This window comes from Dyella jejuensis (assembly GCF_044904675.1).
Taxonomy (GTDB): domain Bacteria; phylum Pseudomonadota; class Gammaproteobacteria; order Xanthomonadales; family Rhodanobacteraceae; genus Dyella_B; species Dyella_B jejuensis.
Map to the genome: position 1 here is coordinate 24,378 of NZ_JADIKJ010000014.1, position 19,110 is coordinate 43,487.

The 19,110-nt window shown below is 63.1% G+C and carries 16 protein-coding genes; 10 read left to right on the forward strand and 6 right to left on the reverse strand.

Annotation, left to right across the window (positions count from 1 at the left end; translation table 11 throughout):
- Positions 1–11: 11 nt before the first annotated feature.
- Positions 12–212, forward strand: coding sequence for a twin-arginine translocase TatA/TatE family subunit (locus tag ISP15_RS12865; protein WP_404547981.1), 201 nt, complete (start codon positions 12–14; stop codon positions 210–212).
- A 26-nt stretch (positions 213–238) separates the two neighbouring features.
- Positions 239–1,045 carry a Fic family protein gene (locus ISP15_RS12870; RefSeq protein ID WP_404547929.1) on the forward strand — a complete coding sequence of 269 codons (807 nt, stop codon included), beginning with the start codon at positions 239–241 and terminating at the stop codon, positions 1,043–1,045.
- A 910-nt stretch (positions 1,046–1,955) separates the two neighbouring features.
- Here ISP15_RS12870 and ISP15_RS12875 read toward each other — a convergent pair.
- A complete protein-coding gene (locus tag ISP15_RS12875) occupies positions 1,956–2,732 on the reverse strand; it encodes a CHAD domain-containing protein (RefSeq protein ID WP_404547930.1) in 777 nt (258 codons plus the stop codon).
- 257 nt (positions 2,733–2,989) lie between these two features.
- Here ISP15_RS12875 and amaB point away from each other — a divergent pair, with 257 nt between their 5' ends.
- From amaB to poxB, 6 genes are all read left to right on the forward strand, one after another.
- Positions 2,990–4,525: an L-piperidine-6-carboxylate dehydrogenase gene (gene amaB, locus ISP15_RS12880; RefSeq protein WP_404547931.1), complete on the forward strand. Its 1,536-nt coding sequence runs from the start codon at positions 2,990–2,992 to the stop codon at positions 4,523–4,525.
- Between the two features lie 183 nt (positions 4,526–4,708).
- Positions 4,709–5,485, forward strand: a complete 777-nt coding sequence (locus ISP15_RS12885; RefSeq protein WP_404547933.1) for an SDR family NAD(P)-dependent oxidoreductase — start codon at positions 4,709–4,711, stop codon at positions 5,483–5,485.
- A 5-nt stretch (positions 5,486–5,490) separates the two neighbouring features.
- Positions 5,491–6,258, forward strand: coding sequence for a class I SAM-dependent methyltransferase (locus tag ISP15_RS12890; protein ID WP_404547934.1), 768 nt, complete (start codon positions 5,491–5,493; stop codon positions 6,256–6,258).
- Positions 6,258–7,295 carry a quinone-dependent dihydroorotate dehydrogenase gene (locus ISP15_RS12895; RefSeq protein WP_404547935.1) on the forward strand — a complete coding sequence of 346 codons (1,038 nt, stop codon included), beginning with the start codon at positions 6,258–6,260 and terminating at the stop codon, positions 7,293–7,295. The genes ISP15_RS12890 and ISP15_RS12895 overlap by 1 nt, the downstream gene beginning before the upstream one ends.
- Before the next feature lie 10 nt (positions 7,296–7,305).
- Positions 7,306–8,334: a UDP-N-acetylmuramate dehydrogenase gene (gene murB / locus ISP15_RS12900; protein ID WP_404547982.1), complete on the forward strand. Its 1,029-nt coding sequence runs from the start codon at positions 7,306–7,308 to the stop codon at positions 8,332–8,334.
- Positions 8,335–8,457: 123 nt separating this feature from the next.
- The gene (gene poxB / locus ISP15_RS12905) at positions 8,458–10,188 is read left to right on the forward strand and encodes a ubiquinone-dependent pyruvate dehydrogenase (RefSeq protein ID WP_404547936.1); all 1,731 of its coding nucleotides are present in this window, start codon (positions 8,458–8,460) and stop codon (positions 10,186–10,188) included.
- 9 nt (positions 10,189–10,197) lie between these two features.
- On the opposite strand, the gene murJ is transcribed toward poxB, so the two are convergent.
- The 4 genes from murJ to ISP15_RS12925 all read right to left on the reverse strand — a co-directional run bounded on the left by murJ (position 10,198) and on the right by ISP15_RS12925 (position 13,770).
- Positions 10,198–11,793 carry a murein biosynthesis integral membrane protein MurJ gene (gene murJ / locus ISP15_RS12910; protein ID WP_404547937.1) on the reverse strand — a complete coding sequence of 532 codons (1,596 nt, stop codon included), beginning with the start codon at positions 11,791–11,793 and terminating at the stop codon, positions 10,198–10,200.
- A gap of 220 nt (positions 11,794–12,013) precedes the next feature.
- Positions 12,014–12,769 (reverse strand): Bax inhibitor-1/YccA family protein, encoded by a 756-nt coding sequence (locus ISP15_RS12915; protein WP_404547938.1) that lies wholly within the window; start codon positions 12,767–12,769, stop codon positions 12,014–12,016.
- Between the two features lie 360 nt (positions 12,770–13,129).
- Complete coding sequence (locus tag ISP15_RS12920) at positions 13,130–13,438, reverse strand: hypothetical protein (RefSeq protein ID WP_404547939.1); 309 nt, start codon at positions 13,436–13,438, stop codon at positions 13,130–13,132.
- Between the two features lie 8 nt (positions 13,439–13,446).
- The gene (locus tag ISP15_RS12925; protein ID WP_192678064.1) at positions 13,447–13,770 is read right to left on the reverse strand and encodes a YbjQ family protein; all 324 of its coding nucleotides are present in this window, start codon (positions 13,768–13,770) and stop codon (positions 13,447–13,449) included.
- 167 nt (positions 13,771–13,937) lie between these two features.
- Between ISP15_RS12925 and ISP15_RS12930 the strand changes: the two genes are divergently transcribed.
- Positions 13,938–16,649 (forward strand): M16 family metallopeptidase, encoded by a 2,712-nt coding sequence (locus tag ISP15_RS12930; RefSeq protein WP_404547940.1) that lies wholly within the window; start codon positions 13,938–13,940, stop codon positions 16,647–16,649.
- Between the two features lie 154 nt (positions 16,650–16,803).
- Here ISP15_RS12930 and ISP15_RS12935 read toward each other — a convergent pair whose 3' ends face one another.
- Entirely contained in the window at positions 16,804–18,069 is a 1,266-nt protein-coding gene (locus tag ISP15_RS12935; protein WP_404547941.1) for an MFS transporter, read from the reverse strand.
- 204 nt (positions 18,070–18,273) lie between these two features.
- On the opposite strand from ISP15_RS12935, the gene ISP15_RS12940 reads away from it, so the two are divergent.
- Positions 18,274–19,059, forward strand: a complete 786-nt coding sequence (locus ISP15_RS12940; RefSeq protein ID WP_404547943.1) for an AraC family transcriptional regulator — start codon at positions 18,274–18,276, stop codon at positions 19,057–19,059.
- The last annotated feature ends 51 nt before the right edge of the window (positions 19,060–19,110 follow it).

Below are 19,110 nucleotides of genomic sequence, written 5' to 3' on the forward strand. Positions count from 1 at the left end.
TGTTGACCGTCGTGCTGCTTATTTTCGGTACCGGCAAATTGGCCAAGATGGGCCCGGATATCGGCAATGCAGTCAAGGGTTTCAAGCAGGCGCTGCATGGTTCCGAGCAGCAGGACGTGAAGCAGGGCGCCGATGTCATCGAGGCTGCTGCGTCTTTGTCTTCCGGAGCGGCTCAAGCCGCGAAGGACGATGCTGGGTCCCGACCGGGCTGATCGTTCAGGTTCGCGGACTCGCGAAGATGATCATCGAACGGCCACTGGTTCCGCTTCCCTCGCCGGGTGAGCTGGAGCGGCAGGTGCTGGAAGCGTGGGATGAGACTGTGCAGGCCATGAGACATTGGCCTGTCGGGCGGCTGCTGCCCAGGTTGTTGCGAAAGCCGGGCTCGGCCCGGCCAAGCCTTGGGGAGCTTGATCCCTGCTGGGAGGTGCTCTGGCACGAGTTGTCTGCGGTGGCGATGAAGAACGATGCTTCAGCGGCCTTCAAGCCAGGCCGGTCATTTCGGGAAGCACACATCCTGGAAGATGTTCTGCCGCTGGTCGAGGCATCCCTGGCCTCGGCGGATCCAAAGAATTTTCTGGATCTGATCGGCCGGATCGCACAATCAGCAACCGGCACAAGCACGGGTTTTCGAACCAAAGCGGTTTATCTGGTCGCCGATGCAAGCGGCGCAAAAGTCAGGTTTGCGCACGTCGGCAAGGTGCTGCCACGAATCGCCGAGCTGCACGGATATCTGCGACGTCATGTCGTGACCCATCCGCTGCTGTGCGCCCTGATCGCCATGGTCACCATCACCAATTGTCATCCCTTCATGGATGGCAACGGCCGCACCAGCCGGATCCTGTTCAACGCCATTCTCCGGTCGAGCCGGTCCATCGAAACGTATTTTCCGCTCTATGAGATGTTCTGGTGTTCCGGCTGCGGTTGGGAAGTGCGGCTGAGATACACCGCATTCACCGGTGACTGGATGCCGCTGTGTCGCTACATGCGGGACGTATTCGGCATCGCACATCACTGGCTTTCGGACGAATCCGTATTGCTTACGTAGGCGCCCGGCTTGCGTTGCGAAGGTAAGGTCACGGAACACGGCGCTCAGAGAGCCCTGTCTTCAAGGCAATTTCCTTTGGGCTTCCCTTCGCACTAAGCACTCTTTGAAGCGTGGATTCACCCTTTTTCTAAGCGTTGCCCAGCCACGCTCACGGGCTTCCTGTCGCTTTTTCAACACTTCCTGAGAAGGCCTTTTGAACTATCGCCAAACCCACTTGGCTACGTGTTTAGAAATAGTTCCAACCTCGCTTGCTGACAAGGGATCAGCAAACGTATTCATCATTTGCCCTTGCCTTTGTACTGCATCAAACCAAACATACGAAATGGGCGCTTGACAATTAATTTGCTTAGGAGGAAGCCGCTCTATCCAGCTGAGCTACGGGGACACTTTCAGGGTTAAGGCATGCCTGACGCGGTCAAGGATACCTGACACCATGACCGGGACGAAAGCAAAGCGAAGGAACCTGGGCCGCACCTCCGTCGTGATGGACGCCCTCCGTGTCAGCCTTGGACCAAAAGTTCGATGCCACGCCATACCAGGGCGCCTGCTGGTGCGCTTGCTTCGACTACAGGATTTTCCCCGATTTACCGATGTAGCAAACATGCCATCGATTAAAGCGTCAGGCCCAGGAAAGCCAGAAAAACTCCTATACCGTTTGGGGATGCCGACGCTTAGGCTGCAAAACTTCGTCAGGGGAAGCTGGGAATGCGCCGAGTTTTTCGACTGATCGTGATGGTCCGCAGGTGGATGCCGGTTGGGCGCGCAGCCCCCTCATCCGCAACCACGCATGCGCTCATCAGCTGGTGCGGGGATGCCCGTTCACGGCGTGAAGACGAACAACAGCGCCGTCTTTACAACTGAACCATCGTTCTTCCCCATGAACGCGAAACCGCGTCGCACTCCGCAAGGATCAGAGGCTTGCGTGTTGCATCGCTTCTCGAATATCCGACATCAGTTGAGATAGCTCATCGCCCTCCGCGCTGTGACGGACATGGCTGCGAAGCACTTGAAGGTCTTGCCGCCAGCCAAGCGCATCGGAGAGCCTGGAAAGCGTGCGAATACGATGATGCAGGTCATGCCCCGCATGATTGGCCACCTTATGCCATGTTTGTAATTGCATCCGTTGCCGGCGAACCCGGCGACGCCAGCTGTGCAAGCGTGCCGGCCTGGGGGCTTGTTCGAACTTGCGTTGCGCCTTCTCGACACGTTTGCCGGACTTCTTGAGCACGGCATCGACCGACTTCTTTCGGATCTTTGCCCAAGGCAATTGCTCGATTGCATGGGAGAGCCGGTCAATCCGCTTCTGGCGTTTTTGAAAATCGGGATCTTTTTGCAACGCCGCTTCAAGCAGGGAATCCCGTTCTGTTTCAAGTCGCGCGACCAGTTCAGGCCAGACGCCATTTTTCTTCTTTTTGGCCATGTACTTCGCCGAAGCAATCACCGCCGTGGCATCACGGAGGGAGGAGAGCCCATCCCCAAAGCGTTTCAATGCTTTGTCGATGGGTTCGGCCTGGTCGCCCAAATCGCCTCTGGTCAAGGACAAAATGCTTCGCAGACGACGGACGGCCTTGCGCGCTTCATGGATGGCCTTGTGGCGATCCTTGCAACGCTCCAGCGCTCGCCGCACCGCGCGGCACTCCTTTTGGCTCAGTTCGGAAAAGGCTGTTCCGATATTGCGTTGCGTCATGCCTCATCCCTTATCAGTGAAGAGGGTAATCTGCCAAACCGGGGCGGGCGTTGAAGTGAACGTTCACGCGCCATATGCCGCCCCGGGCTGCTTCCACGGACACGCGGTGCGAAGAGGACAAGCCGGTGGACGGCGATTTGCTATGGATCGCGCTGGCGCGGCGGGCGCCGGTACGGCGGCACGCCCGGAACTACATGCCTGATAGAATGGGAATTTCCCCATTCAAGCGCCATCAGGCGCCAGGCTCAGGAGCACGCATGTCCCACGAAATCCTCAAGGCGCTCGGTCTTAGCGGCGAGCAGTCGGGCACCTATCTCGGCAAGGGCGAATGGTCGCGGCACACCGGCGCCGGCACGCTGCAGCCGTTGAACCCGGCCACCGGCGAGGTGATCGGGACGGTACACGCTTCCAGCGCCGCCGATTACGAAACCATCGTCAAGCGTGCGCAGGAAGCCTTCAAGGTGTGGCGCATCACGCCCGCCCCGCAGCGTGGCGAGGCCGTGCGCCTGTGCGGCGAAGCGTTGCGCAAGCACAAGGATGCACTCGGTTCGCTGGTCGCGCTGGAGATGGGCAAGATCAAGCCCGAGGGCGACGGCGAAGTGCAGGAGATGATCGACATCGCCGATTTCGCCGTGGGCCAGAGCCGCATGCTCTACGGCTACACCATGCATTCGGAACGGCCCGGCCATCGCATGTATGAGCAGTACCAGCCGCTGGGCATCGTGGGCATCATCAGCGCGTTCAATTTCCCGGTGGCGGTATGGGCGTGGAATGCGATGCTGGCCGCGATCTGCGGCGACATCTGCATCTGGAAGCCATCGCCGAAGACGCCGTTGTCGGCGATCGCGACAATGAAGATCTGCAACGAGGCGCTGAAGGCCGGCGGCTATCCGGACCTGTTCTTCCTGTTCAACGATGCCGGCACCGAGCTCTCGCAGGCATTCGTGGACGACCGGCGCATTCCGCTGATCAGCTTTACCGGCTCGACCAAGGTCGGCCGCCTGGTCGGCGAGCGCGTGGCCCATCGCATGGGCCGTTCGCTGCTGGAACTGGGCGGTAACAACGCCATCATCGTGGACGAAAGCGCGGACCTGAAGCTGGCGATCCCGGCGATCGTGTTCGGCGCGGTCGGCACCGCCGGCCAGCGCTGCACCACCACGCGCCGGCTGTTCGTGCATGAGTCGATCATCGGCGAGGTCACCGACAAGCTGGTCGCCGCTTACAAGCAAGTGGAAAGCAAGATCGGCGATCCCACGCTGGCGACCACGCTGATGGGGCCGCTCAACAGCAAGGAAGCCGTCAGCGCGTATCTTTCCGCCATCGAGAAGGCCAAGGCCAGCGGCGGTACGGTACGTACCGGCGGCGCCGCGCTCACCGACCGCAAGGGCAACTTCGTGCTGCCGGCCATCGTCACCGGCCTGCACAACAGCGACGAAGTGGTGCAGACGGAAACCTTCGCGCCGATCCTGTACGTGATGCCGTTCAAGACGCTGGACGAAGCCATCGAGCTGCAAAACAGCGTGCCGCAGGGCTTGTCCTCGTCGATCTTCACGCAGAACTTGAAGGCGGCCGAGCAGTACCTGTCCGCGGCGGGCTCGGATTGCGGGATCGCCAACGTCAATATCGGTACGTCCGGCGCCGAGATCGGCGGTGCGTTCGGCGGCGAGAAGGAAACCGGCGGCGGGCGCGAATCCGGTTCGGACGCATGGAAGGTCTACATGCGCCGGCAGACCAACACCATCAACTATTCGGATTCGCTGCCGCTGGCGCAGGGCATCAAGTTCGATCTCTGAGGCGGCTTTGCATCCTCTCTCTCCCACGGGGAGAGGATGCGGGTCAGGGACCATGCTCGCCGCCGCTGCCTTGTCGCAAGATGGTTCCCGCATCCTGCTTCCTGTTCGCCTCCCTGGCGGCGCCGTCCAGGCTCCTTAGTACTCCTTGGAAGGAGCCTGGATATCTTCAAGAAGGACTGTGGCATGACCTCGCCCGCACCATCCGCTCCGTTCGATTTTCGCGGTTATCGCATCGTCATCGCCGGCGGCAGCAAGGGCATCGGGCGCGGCATGGCACTGGCCTTTGCCGCTGCCGGCGCCGCCGTGTCGATCTGCGCGCGCGGACACGACGCGCTGGATGAAACGGCCGAGGCGATCGCCGCGCATGGCGTCACCGCGCACCGGCAATCCTGCGACCTGCGTGACGCAACCGCCATCGCTGCATACATCGCCAGTGCCGCGCAAGCGCTCGGCGGCATCGACGTGCTGGTCAACAACGCCACCGGCTATGGTCCTGATGACAGCGACGAGGCGTGGCTGGCCGACTTCCATGTCGACCTGATGGCGGCCGTGCGTGCTTCGCGCGCTGCATTGCCGTATTTGTCTGCCTCTCCGCACGCCAGCATCCTGCACACCAGCTCGATCGCCGGGCTGCGGCCACGTCCCCATGGCGCCGCTTATGGCGCGATGAAAGCCGCTCTGTGCCACTACACCACCTCGCAGGCCTTGTCGCTGGCCGCGCAGCGCATTCGCGTCAACGCCGTCGCGCCGGGTTCGATCGATTTCGAGGGCGGGCTATGGGATCGCTGCAAGCGCGAAGATCCCGTGCGCTACGCCACCGTGCTGGCGAAAATTCCGTTCGGCCGCTACGGCACGCCGGAAGAAGTGGCGCACGCCGCCTTGTTCCTGTCCTCGCCCTGGGCCAGCTGGATCACCGGACAGACGCTGTGCGTCGACGGCGGCCAGCTGCTGAATGGATAAACCCTATGAATAACCTGCGCAGCACTGAACGCTTCAGCGATCGCGTCGCCGACTACGTCCGTTACCGACCCACCTACCCGACCGCCCTGCTCGACTGGCTGCACCACGCGCAAGGTGTAACGCCCGACTGGAAGGTGGCCGACGTAGGCGCCGGCACCGGCATCTCCAGCAAGCTGTTCCTGGATGCCGGCCATAGCGTCATCGCGGTCGAACCGAATGCCGCCATGCGCGAGGCCGCACTGGCGTGGCTGGCCAGCCATGCGCGCTTTCGCGCGGTGGACGGACGTGCCGATGCCACCACGCTGGACGACGCCAGCGTCGATCTCGTTTCGGTGGCACAGGCGTTCCATTGGTTTGACCCGGCCAGCACGCGCCGCGAATTCCAGCGCATCCTGCGCCCGGGCGGCCTCGCCGCCATCTACTGGAATTCGCGCCGGCTTACCGGCACGCCGTTCCTGGAAGGCTATGAAGCACTGCTGCAAACCTATGGCACGGACTACACCAGCGTGGCCGAGCGCTATGCCGACGAGCCGCGCATGCGCGAGTGGTTCGGCGCGGGCTGGCGCGGCACCGCTCATTTCGATCATGGCCAATTGCTCGATTTCGATGCCTTGCGCGGACGATTGATGTCGTCCTCCTATGCGCCGAAAGCCGGCCATCCCAAGCACGCGCCGATGATCGAGGCTTTGCGCATGCTGTTCGATGCCTGCCAGGTCGACGGCAAGATCAGCTTCGACTACGACACCCGCGTTTACCTTGGCGAGATGTCCTGATGTACGACTGGATTCGCCCGTTGCTGTTCAAGCTCGATGCCGAGACCGCGCATGGGCTTACCCTTTATGGCCTGGATGTGGCCCATCGCAGCGGGCTAGGGCATTTCGTCGCCGCGCCGCCACCGGATTTACCCACCGAGGCGTTCGGCCTGCGTTTTCCGAACCCGGTCGGGCTTGCGGCCGGCCTGGATAAAAATGCCGCGCACCTGGATGCGCTGGGCGCGCTGGGTTTCGGCTTTATCGAAGTGGGCACGGTGACCCCGCGTCCGCAGCTTGGCAACGATCGCCCTCGCCTGTTCCGCCTGCCACAACATGAAGCCATCATCAATCGCATGGGCTTCAATAACGAAGGCGTGGATGCGCTGGTGCGCAACGTGCAGAAGTCCAGCTATCGCGGCGTGCTGGGCATCAATATCGGCAAGAACAAGGACACGCCCAACGAAAAGGCGGCGGACGATTACCTGTTCTGCCTGGAGCGCGTGTATGCGCATGCCAGCTACATCACGGTGAACATCTCCTCGCCCAACACCAAGGGACTGCGCGACCTGCAGGAAGAAGCGACCTTGCGCCGCTTTATCGAAATACTGCGCGAAACGCAGGAGCGGCTCGGCTCCCAGCAAGGCAAGCGCAAGCCGATGCTGCTGAAAATTGCCCCGGACCTGGGCGAAGCCGAGCTGGACAGCATTGCCGAGGTCCTGCTGAGCACCGGTATCGACGGCGTGATCTGCACCAATACCACCATCGACCATCGCACCGTTGCCGACGATCCCCTGGGCAACGAGACCGGCGGACTGTCCGGCAGACCATTGCTGGCGCGCTCGACCGACGTCGTGCGCGGCATGCACCGCCGGCTGGGCGGCCGCATCGGCCTCATCGGCGTGGGCGGCATTCTCGAAGGCGACCATGCCGCGGAAAAACTCGCAGCTGGCGCCGCGCTGGTGCAAATCTATTCCGGCCTGATCTACCGCGGTCCGGCGTTGATCGCCGAATGCGCGAACGAAATCCGCCGCCAGCAGGAATCGCGCGATGGCGGTTGAGCGCGTGGACATGGGCGGCTATACGCTGATCGAACATGCGCCGCTGCTTACGCGCAACACCCTGCGCGTGGCCGCGCGCGCGAAACTGCTGGCCGAAGTGCGCGATGCCAGCAAGCTGCCGGAGCTGCTCGACTTTCCCGCCGTCGGCCATGGTCGCCTGCTGGTGCTGGGCGAAGGCAGCAACATCCTGTTGACCGGCGATGTTGACGGCACCGTGCTGGCGATGGAAACGCGCGGCGTGCACGTCGAACAGGATGGCGACCTAGCACGCATTGCTGTCGCTGCCGGCGAGCGTTGGGACGATTTCGTGCGCTGGACGCTGGGGCAAGGCTTTGCCGGCCTGGAAAACCTGATCCTGATCCCGGGCACGGTCGGTGCGGCGCCGATCCAGAACATCGGGGCCTATGGCACCGAAGTGGCCGAATTCATCGAGAGCGTGGAAGCCTGGGACCGGATCGAGCGACACGTGGTGACGCTGGATCGCACCGACTGCGCCTTCGCCTATCGTGATTCGCTGTTCAAGCGCGAAGCGGACCGCTTCATCGTTACCGCCGTGCGCTTCGCCCTGCCTCGACAGCACGCCTTGCGGCTGGATTACGCCGGCATCCGCGAAGAACTGGCACGCATGGGCGTGGACAAACCCGCGCCGTTTCATGTCGCCGAAGCCGTGGTGCACCTGCGCACGCGCAAACTGCCCGACCCGGCGGTCATCGGCAATGCCGGCAGCTTCTTCAAAAATCCGCTCGTCGATGCCGTGCAAGGCGAAACACTCAAGCGCGAGCATGCCGCCCTGGTCGCATGGCCCGGCAACGATGCACGCTGGAAGTTGTCCGCCGCCTGGCTGATCGAAGCGGCCGGCTTCAAGGGGCTGCGCGAGGGCGATGCCGGCATTTCCAACCGCCATGCGCTGGTGCTGGTCAATCATGGGAAAGCCAGCGGCGAGGAACTATGGGACTTTGCGCAACGGGTGATCGAAGGTGTCCGCGAGCGCTTCGGCGTAACGCTGGAACCGGAGCCCATGGTGATCGGCAAGCGCTGATCCTGTCTGGACCGTGCGCAACCGGGTGACCTGGTTTTTGACGTCCGCCGCTGCCTTTACGGAAATCAAAGCAACGCTTTGCCAAGATGACCGCCTTGCCTGGTTCACGCAAGGAACTGCGCCATGAGTATCCGCAACGTTGCCGATGTGCTGGTTGAAACGCTGGCGCACGCTGGCGTGAAACGTATCCACGGCCTGGTCGGCGACAGCCTCAACGGCATCACCGAATCGCTGCGCCAACGCCGGGACCTGCAGTGGATCCATTACCGGCACGAAGAGGCAGCCGCCTTTGCCGCCGGCGCCGAAGCGCAACTCACCGGCGAACTGGCGGTATGCGCCGGCTCATGCGGGCCGGGCAACCTGCATCTGATCAATGGCCTTTACGATGCGCAGCGCTCACGCACGCCGGTGCTGGCGATCGCGGCGCACATTCCCTCGGTGGAAATCGGTTCCGGCTATTTCCAGGAGACGCATCCGCAGAACCTGTTTCGCGAGTGCAGCCATTACTGCGAGCTGGTCAGCAGCGCGTCGCAGATCCATCGCGCCGTGGAGATCGCCATTCGCACGGCGGTAGGACAACGCGGCGTTTCCGTGCTGGTGATTCCGGGCGACGTGGCCTTGAGCGAAGCCAGCGGACCGGTCGCCACCGCGGCCAGCCTGTTGCCCGCGGCGCCCAGGGTGATACCCGCCGATGCCCAGCTGGATCAACTTGCCGCGTTGCTCGGCAACGGCCGCAAAGTCACCTTGTTCTGCGGACGCGGTTGCGCCGGTGCGCATGACGAAGTGGTCAAGCTGGCCGAAACCTTGCAGGCACCGGTGGTGCACGCGCTGGGCGGCAAGGAGCACGTCGAATGGGACAACCCCTACGACGTGGGCATGACTGGCCTGATCGGCTTCAGCTCCGGCTACGAAGCCATGATGAACTGCGACACCTTGCTGCTGCTCGGTACCGATTTCCCCTATCGCCAGTTTTTTCCGGACCACGCGAAAATCTGCCAGATCGACCTGCGCGCGGAAAACCTCGGGCGCCGCTGCCATCTCGACCTCGGCCTGGTCGGCGAGGTAGGCGCCACGCTCGCCGCCTTGTTGCCGCGATTGAAAGCTGCCGGCGACAACACGCATTTGAAGCAAAGCCTGGCGCATTACAAGAAGGCGCGCGAAGGTCTCAACGATCTCGCCGTCGGCAAGCCCGGCAGCAAGCCGATCCATCCGCAGTACGTCGCCAAGGTGGTCAGCGATATCGCCAGCGACGATGCCGTCTTCACCTGCGACGTCGGCACGCCAACCATCTGGGCGGCTCGCTACCTGCACATGAATGGCAAGCGCCGGCTGCTCGGTTCGTTCGTGCACGGCTCGATGGCCAATGCGATGCCGCAAGCAATCGGTGCGCAAACCGCCTATCCTTCGCGGCAAATCGTCAGCCTGTCCGGCGATGGCGGCTTCGCCATGCTGATGGGTGACTTGCTTACCCTGGTGCAACATCAGCTGCCGGTGAAGATCGTGGTGTTCAATAACGGTACGCTCGGCTTCGTCGAACTCGAAATGAAAGCGTCCGGCTTCCTGCCGACCGGCGTCAGCCTGGATAACCCCGATTTCTCCGCCCTCGCCCGCGCCGCCGGCATATATGGCGTGCGGGTCGAAGATCCGGGCGAGCTGGAAAGCGCAGTGCGCGATGCGTTCGCGCACCGTGGGCCGGCGCTGGTCGATGTGGTGACCAACCGGCAGGAACTGTCGATGCCGCCGAAGATTCAAGTGGAACAGATGAAAGGCTTCAGCTTGTGGGCATTGCGCACGGTCATGAACGGTCGTGGCGACGAACTGATCGACCTGGCGCGCAGCAATCTTCGCCGCTAGGCGCTGCGCTCAGCCCAACCTGCGGCCGGTAACGCGACGCAGAAGCTTGCCGATCACTTCCACGCAGACCTTGATGCGCAGCAAATAGGTGATGGTGAAATAAGCGATGCCGTATGCGGACAGCACGAACGCCGCCGTCATGATCGGCCCGTGATCCGGCAGGTAGTGCTCGACGAGGCACGCGGCCAGGGCCGCTGCCAGCGCCGAGGTCCATAGCTTGGCCATCATCGACGCCGGCACGCCGGTGGGCCCGAGCTTCTTATTCAACTTGCTGCGCAAGAGATGGAACTCGATCCAGCCAGCCACGCCAGCCGACGCGGTCAGGCCGACCGCGCCCCACTGCGCCGGGACGCCCAGCCATCCGGGCAGCAACAACGCACTGGCCAGGCCCAGCACGGCCGTAAAGGCCAAGCGCACCAGCGCGAAGCGCAGCGGCGTGCGCGTATCGCGCATGGCGTAATACGTAGAGGCGTAAAGCCGTCCGAAGGTAGAAGCCAGCAAGCCTACGCCGGAACCGGCCAGGATCGCCCATACATAACGCGAATCCTTGCTGGTGAAGGCGCCGGATTGATAAAGCGCGGCCACCACTACATTGCCCAAGGCAAAGAACGCCATCGACGAAGGCACGATGAAGAACGCGATGCGCTCCAGCCCACCGTTGAGCCGCGCGGACAATTTACCCGCCACTTCGGCATCGACTTCATCGCCCGCCATGCGCGAAAGCGTCGGCAGTTCGGATGCGGAAATCGCCATGCCGAACAGGCTTACCGGCAGCAGGTTGATGGACGACGCCGTGGTCATGCCAGCGATCGCGCCACTGCCCAGCAAGGTGGAAATGGCCTGATCCACGAACGCGCTGATCTGCACCACGCCGCGGCCCACCGCCACGCCGAGGAAACTGCCGCCCACTTGCTTTACATGCGCGCTGCGCAGATCGAATCGCAGGCGCATGCCGGGCACCAGCTTCAGTACCGGCCCCAGCTGCACCAGGAATTGCAGCAGGCAACCCAGCACCGTGCCCCAGGCCAGGTACACGATCAGGCGGTCGGCATCCAGGTGGCGGAACGCCAGCATGGTCAGGATCATCGATAGGTTCCAGACCACCGGCGCCGCATACGAAAGGAAAAACTTGTGATGGCTATTGAGGATGCCCAGGCACCAGGCCGACCACACCAGGATGCCGGTACCGGGAAACAGGATGCGCACGATCAGGATGGTCAGCGCGCGTTTTTCGCCGGTATAGCCGGGCGCGATCAGCCAGAGCAGGTATGGCGTCGCCAGCACGCCCAGCGCGACGATCACCGAAATCAGCAGCGCCAGCACCGCCGCGATGGCTCCTGCGAGGCGATCGGCATCTTCCTGCTTATGCTGCGCCAGCAGGCGCGCATACACCGGAATGAACGACGCCGATAGCACGCCTTCGCCGAACAGGTTCTGCAAGAAGTTGGGCACGCGCAACGCGGCGCTGAAAATGTCCGCCGCGTCGGAAAGGCCAAAATAATGGGAAAACACCCGCTGCCGCGCCAGCCCGAACAGGCGGCTGCACAGAATGCCCGCCCCGACCAGCAAGGCATGTCCACGGCCCGCCTCTTTCGTCATACCCATCCGTGCTGCCGGAAAAACGCCAAGCGTAGCATTGCTGCGGGCTTGTTCCGCTCTGGCTTGGAGAGAGGATTGGGACCAGGAAGCCTATTTGCGAAATAGGGTCCGAAACGCGCTCGAATGGAAAATCGGGCGAGGTTGTCCCCTCACCTCAATCCTCTCCCCGGAGGGGAGAGGAAGAAAAGCTGGCGATTCGATTCTCTGCCGAGGGGAAAACGAAAGCTTAGCGACGAGCCTTCGACAACAGCCGCAGCAATTCCATATACAGCCACACCAGCGTGACCATCAGCGCGAACGCGCCGTACCACTCCATGTACTTCGGCGCGCCCTGTTGCGCGGCACGGTCGATCATGTCGAAATCGAGCACGAGGTTGAACGCCGCCAATCCCACCACCAGCAGGCTGAAGCCGATGCCCATCGCACCGGTGTCGTGGATAAAGGGAATCTGGATATGGGTGAACGCACGCAGCGCCATGTCCGCCACGTATAACAACGCAATGCCGCCGGTGGCAGCCACCACGCCCATGCGGAACTTGTCGGTGACCTTGATCCAGCCCGCGCGATACACCAGCAGCATCACCGCCAGCACGCCCACGGTCAGCATCACTGCCTGCAGCACGATGCCGGGAAAGCGAAGTTCCATCAGCGCCGACATGCCGCCGAGCGCAAAACCTTCCGCGATCGCATACAAGGGCGCGCCGATGCCGGCCCAACGCGGCATGAAGCTGGTGATAAGCGCCAGCACCAGGCCGGCCAGCAAGCCACCCCACATGAAGGGACTGATCGCCGCCATGGCCGCGCCGATGTCACCACCCGCGGCCACATCGGCGAAGCGCTGCCAGGTCCAGCCGCCGGTGATGACCGCCAGCACCAGCAACAGGGCGGTGCGTGCCACGGTGCCGTTCATGGTCATGCGCTCGCCGGTGACCGGCAGCCCCTGGAACGCCTTGTTGCGCAGTACCGGATTTCCTGATGGCATGGTTACTCCTGGATATTCAGTTCATCGGATCGGACGCCGATCCTAGCCAATGGTCCGATAGCCGCGCGTTAAGGATGCTCTGATCAATGCTACGCAGGCGGCATGATGACCAGAAGGCTCGCAGAGTGTGTTGTGCGGCGCCGGGAAGACTGGCCGTCTTGCCAAGCCGCGCGGCGCGCTCTGCGAGCCTTCTGGTCATCACCCCGTCGCTTTAAATTGAATATGTTGGGGCCGGCTCTGTCTGTCCGCATCCCTTCGGTCCGTCGTCTCGACAGACGGCCAGTCTGCCTTCGCCGACGAACCTATGGTCTGCGAACAGACAGAGCCGGTGACGCCTACGTAGCATTGATCAGAGCATCCTTAACGCACCCGGACCGTTTCATCGACCACCACATAGTGGCGTTCGCCAAGCTCCGCATCGAAATACACCGCAGTAAGCCGCCCACTGCCCGGATCGACGAAACGTTCGCCGGTGTCTTTCCAGCGCGGGTCCGGCCCGCTGCGCAGCAGCGGCTTGTAGCGCCAGCGCTCGATCGCCAGGCCGACCACCAGCAGCAGGCCGCCGAACAGCAACTGCGGCAGCAATACCACGAGCACGCCGGTCAACGCGGCGATGCCGGCGCCGAGCAGGAACAACCCGCCCAGCACGTACAACACCCTAGGCAACATAGCCTGCCTCAGGTCGGCGGATCGAGCACCACGGCGGTGCCGTAGGCCACGATCTCGCTCATGGTCTGGCCGATTTCGGCGGAGTCGAAGCGCATCATCACCACCGCGTTCGCGCCCATCGCCTTGGCGTTGGATACCAGCCGGTCGAGGGCGTGGCGGCGGGCCTCTTCCAGCATTTGCGTGTATTCGTGGATTTCACCGCCCACCAGCGAACGCAGTCCGGCCATCACGTTGCCGCCGATGCCGCGGCTGCGCACCACGACGCCGAACACCTGCCCCTTCACCTGCACCACTTGATGGCCAGGAACGTTCTCGGTTGTCACGACCAGCATGGCTTTGCTCCCTCGACGCAGAAACCTACGCGGCACGATACCTCCCGCCGCCGCTCACCGATAGTGGCGCAGGGTCGGTCATGCGCACCGCTTCCGGCACGTAGGCGCGGTGGGGGCACTATGGCAACATCCGGCGGTCTACCGTTGCCCCTCAAGGAACCCCGAACATGATGTCGAGCCGTTTGAAGACATTGGCATGGAGCGTGATGCTGGGCGTGGGACTGGTTGCCGTCGGCTCGCCCGCCCGCGCCGATGCCCCTGCCGCATCGAAGGCGGTCGCCAACGACAGCAACGTCTTGCGCGCCACCCTCGACAACGGTCTGCGCGTGGTGATCGTGCGCGATACGCTGTCGCCGATGGTCACCACGCAGATCACCTATCTCGCCGGCGGCTACCAGACGCCGGACGGCTTTCCGGGCACGGCGCACGCGCTCGAACACATGATGTTCCGCGACAGCCAGGGCATGACCGGTGCCCAGCTCAACGAAATGACCGGCAAGATGGGCGCGGACAACAACGCCTTCACCACCAACGATGCCACCCAGTACTACTTCGTGGCGCCATCGAACTACCTCGACCTCCTGCTGCACATCGAATCGGCGCGCATGGAAGGCGCGCTGTTGACGCAGAAGGATTGGGAACGCGAGCGTGGCGCCATCGAACAGGAAGTGTCGCGCGACATTTCCGATCCGGGCTATCTCGCGTTCCAGAAGGCCGAGCGCATCCTGTACGCCGGCACCGGTTATGCCGAGGATCCGCTCGGCACCCGCTCTTCGTTCGACAAGACGACATCCTCGCACCTGCAATCGTTCTACCAGCACTGGTACGCACCGAACAACGCCTTGCTGGTGATCGTCGGCGACGTGGCGCCGCAGCAGACGCTGGACAAAGTACGGCAGCTGTTCGGCAAGCTTCCCAAGCGCGCGCTGCCCGCCCCCACACCAGTGGCGCTGCAGCCGGTGAAGCCGGAAACGATCGCCGCCAGCACGCCGCAGGGCACCGGCACGGTACAGTTCCTGTATCGCATGCCCGGCATGATGACCAGGGACAACGCCGCGGCGCAGGTGTTGCTGGATGTGCTTAACAACGCACGCAGTTCGCTGTCCGCGCTTGCGGCGCAAGGCAAGGTGCTTAGTGCCGACGCACAACTGCAACCGTTCAGCCATGGCGGCATCGGCGCCATCGAGGTCGGCTTTCCCAAGGGCGGCGATGCGAAAAAAGCACAGGCTGAGCTTGAGGGCGTCATCGCCGAGCTGCTCAAGCATGGAGTGCCGGCCGAGCTGGTCGAAGCATCCAAGCGCTCGGAAATCGCCCAGGCTGAGTTCAACAAGAACAGCGCCGTCACGCTTGCCAGCGCCTGGTCGCAGGCGATCGCGTGGATGGGGCTGAGCTCGCCCGAGGAAGCCGAACAACAGATCCGCGACGTGACCGTGGACGATGTCAATCGCGTGGCGCGCGCCTACCTCAAGCCGGATGACCGCGTGACCGTGGTGCTGACCTCCGACAACAACGGCCAGCGTCCGCCGGACAGCGCCGGCTTCGGCGGTTCGGAATCCTTCGCCGGCAACGACAAGCTCGACGCGCCGCTGCCGGAGTGGGCCGCCGGGAGGTTGAGCAAGCTGGAAATGCCGCGCTGGACGCTCGCGCCAGTGCAAATGCAGTTGGCGAACGGCATCCGCCTGATCGTGCAGCCGGAGACCATCAGCAAGACGGTGACGGTGCTCGGCCATATCGACAACAACGCAAAGTTGCAGGAACCGGCCGGCCAGGAAGGCGCTGCGCGCCTGCTCGCCACCTTGTTCGACTACGGCTCGACCACGCTGGACCGCGATGCGTTCCACAAGGCGCTCGACGATATCTCGGCCACGGAAAACGGTGGCACCGATTTCGGCGTGGCGGCGCTGAGCAATCAGTTCGATCGCGCCATGCAGTTGCTGGCCGACAACGAGTTGCATCCTGCCCTGCCGCAAGACGGATTTGCCGCGCAGCAGGAGACGCTGGCGCGCAGCCTGGCCGGCGAGATGCAGTCACCGCAATACAAGATGATGAAGGCGCTGATGACCGGCTTGCTGCCGGCCGGCGATCCCGAGCTGCGCCGCCCCACGCCGCAGACCATCGCGGCGCTTACCCTGCAAGACCTTAAAGATTACTTCGCGAAAACCTACCGCCCCGATCTCACCACGATCGTGGTGGTCGGCGATGTCACGCCCGGGCAGGCGAAAGCCACGGTGGAACGCTACTTCGGCGCATGGAAGGCCGAAGGCGCCAAACCGGAAGTGATTTCCAAGCCGGTATCGGTCAACCCGGCCGGCTACACCGTCGTCGATAATCCGTATGCTTCGCAAGACCAGGTGCTGGTGGGCCAGATGCTGGAGCTCAACATGCACAATCCGGATCGCTACGCCCTGCAATTGGGCAACGATGTACTGGGCGGCAACGGTTTCGCCTCGCGCCTGATGACCGACATCCGCGTCAAGCACGGCTATGCCTATGGCGCGGGCTCGGGCATGCGCTTTGACCGCTCGCGCTCGATCTTCTTTGTGCAATACGGCAGCGATCCGGACAAGGTGGCACCGGTCGATGGACTGGTGCGCCAGAACCTGGTCGACATGCAGACGTCGCCGGTGAAGGATGACGAATTGACCAACGCGCGCCAGTATGAAATTCGCTCCATTCCGGTCGGCGTTTCCAGCATCAACAGCATCGCGCGCGCGCTGCTCAGCTGGGCCTGGCACGGCGAACCGCTCGACCAGCCGATGGTGGCGGCGAAACACTTCCTGACGCTGACGCCGGAGCAGGTGCAAGCGGCATTCAAGAAATACCTGCAGCCGCAAAAGCTGATGCAGGTGGTACAGGGACCGCCGCCGGCAAAGCATTGAAAGACGGCCGACGAAATCCGCCTCGATCCCTTCCTCCGGAAGAGGATCGAGGCGCGGGGCTATCCGCGAGCAACCTCACTCGCTGTTGTCCCGATCAGTCATCGGCGTAAAAATCCCGAGTCCCCTCTTTATCCATGGGAGCGGACGCAGGCAGCTACTTCGCGGCAGCCTTCAGGCGCATCGATCGCTCCAGGTCCGGCAGGAACAATGCCAGCACGCCGAGCAACGGCAAGTACGCGCACAGCGAATATACGTAATCGATGCCATGCACGTCGGCCACGTGCCCCAATACCGCCGCACCGATACCGCCCATGCCGAAGGCAAACCCGAAGAACAGGCCGGAGACCATGCCGACCCGGCCCGGAATCAACTCCTGCGCATAAACCAGGATCGCCGAGAACGCGGAAGACAGGATCAGCCCGATCACGACGGATAACACGCCTGTCCAGAACAGATTGGCGTGCGGCAGTGCAAGCGTGAATGGTGCCACGCCCAGGATCGACACCCAGATCACCCACTTGCGCCCGATCCGGTCGCCGACCGGGCCGCCGATCAGCGATCCGGCAGCCACCGCGAACAAGAACACGAACAGATGCATCTGCGCGTTCTGCACCGACACCCCGAAGGTGTGGATCAGGTAGAAAGTGAAATAGCTGCTGATGCTCGCCAGATAAAAATACTTGGAAAAAATCAGCAAGCCGAGGATCGACAGGCAGGTCACCACTTTGCCGCGTCCCAAGGCTTCGCCGGCCACATGGCGCACCGTCTTGGCGCGGCTGACATGGTGCAGGCGATACCAACGCCCTACCTGCAACAGCACCACCATCGCCAGCAAGGCGGCGAGCGAGAACCAGGCCACGCTGCCGCGGCCATGCGGCACGATGATCCAGGCCGCCAACAGGGGGCCCAACGACGAGCCCGTGTTGCCGCCCACCTGGAATAGCGACTGCGCCAGCCCGTGCTGGCCACCCGAGGCCAGGCGCGCCACGCGGGAGGATTCCGGATGGAATACGGATGAGCCGGTACCGACCAGGGCCGCCGCCAGCAACAGCACTGGAAAACTCGGCGCGACAGCGAGCAGCAACAGGCCGCAAAGCGTGAACCCCATCCCCACCGGCAAGGAATACGGCTTCGGCTTGCGATCGGTCACCATCCCGACCAGTGGCTGCAGCAGCGACGCGGTCACCTGATAGGTGAGCGTGATCAGGCCAACCTGGCCGAAGCTGAGATGAAAGCCGCTCTTCAGGATCGGATAGATCGCCAGGATCAGCGACTGGATCATGTCATTGAGCAGATGCGAAAAGCTGATCGCACCCAGGATGGCGTAGTCCGTGCGCTGCACCGCGGAGGCGGGTGCGGACGGCAGGGAAACCGGATCGGCGGAGTTGGGCATGGTCTGTCGGAAGGAGAATGGGGACATGGGCGCGATTGCCTCGCTGCAGCGGCCACCTTAAAGTAGTCGCTTGCGGCCTGCATGCACTATCGGGTCAGCTTATGTCGAAATCGGGCCGATCCGGAGGTCAAAAGGCAAGCATCCACGGACCGAAAAAAGGCAAGCGAAAGAGCTGGACCTGTCCACGGCCGCCGCCCTCCCCTTTTTTTGTTTCGCCGCTTCGCTCCCGCCATGCGCAATACCCGCGTCATCGCCTATGAGGACATCCCGCGCGACGTCGTCGCCACCGGCAATGACTATCCGTCGGGCACGGTGCTCCCGAGCCATACCCATAAGCGCGGGCAATGCCTCTACGCCATCACCGGCGTGATCACGGTAACTAGCGGCGAAGGTAGCTGGGCGGTGCCGCCGCGGCGTGCCTTGTGGATTCCCGCTGGCGTGGCCCACGTGGTGCACATGGGCGGCCCGGTCAGCACGCGCAGCGCCTATATCCTTCCTGCCATGGCGGCAAAGGCCGGCCTGCCGGAGCGCTGCACGGTGATCGGCGTGTCGTCGCTGCTGCACGCGCTGCTGTCCGAGGCGGTCGATGTGCCGGCGGAATATGCTTTCGGCGGGCGCGACGATCACCTGATGCGCCTGCTGGTTGCGGAAATGGCCACCATGCCCAGCCTGCCGCTGAGCACGCCGCTGCCACGGGAACCGCGCCTGGCACGGCTATGCCGGTCGCTGCTGGAATCACCTTCCCTAGAGATCGATATCGACACCATGGCCCATCGGGCTGGCATGAGCCGGCGCAGTTTTACGCGCCTGTTCCGCGAACAGACCGGCATGAGCTTCAGCGCCTGGCGCCAGCAGGCATGCCTGTTGGCCGCTCTGGCCCGGCTGGGACGCGGACATTCGGTGACTCGTGTCGCGATCGAGCTGGGCTACAGCAGCGCCAGCGCGTTTACCGCGGCGTTCCGGCGTACCCTGGGCGCCGCACCCAGTCAGTATCTGCTGCTGCAGGATGGAGCGTGATGTGCGTCGCTGATGCGTGATGTCATATCCATGTCAACGTGCTACGGCATC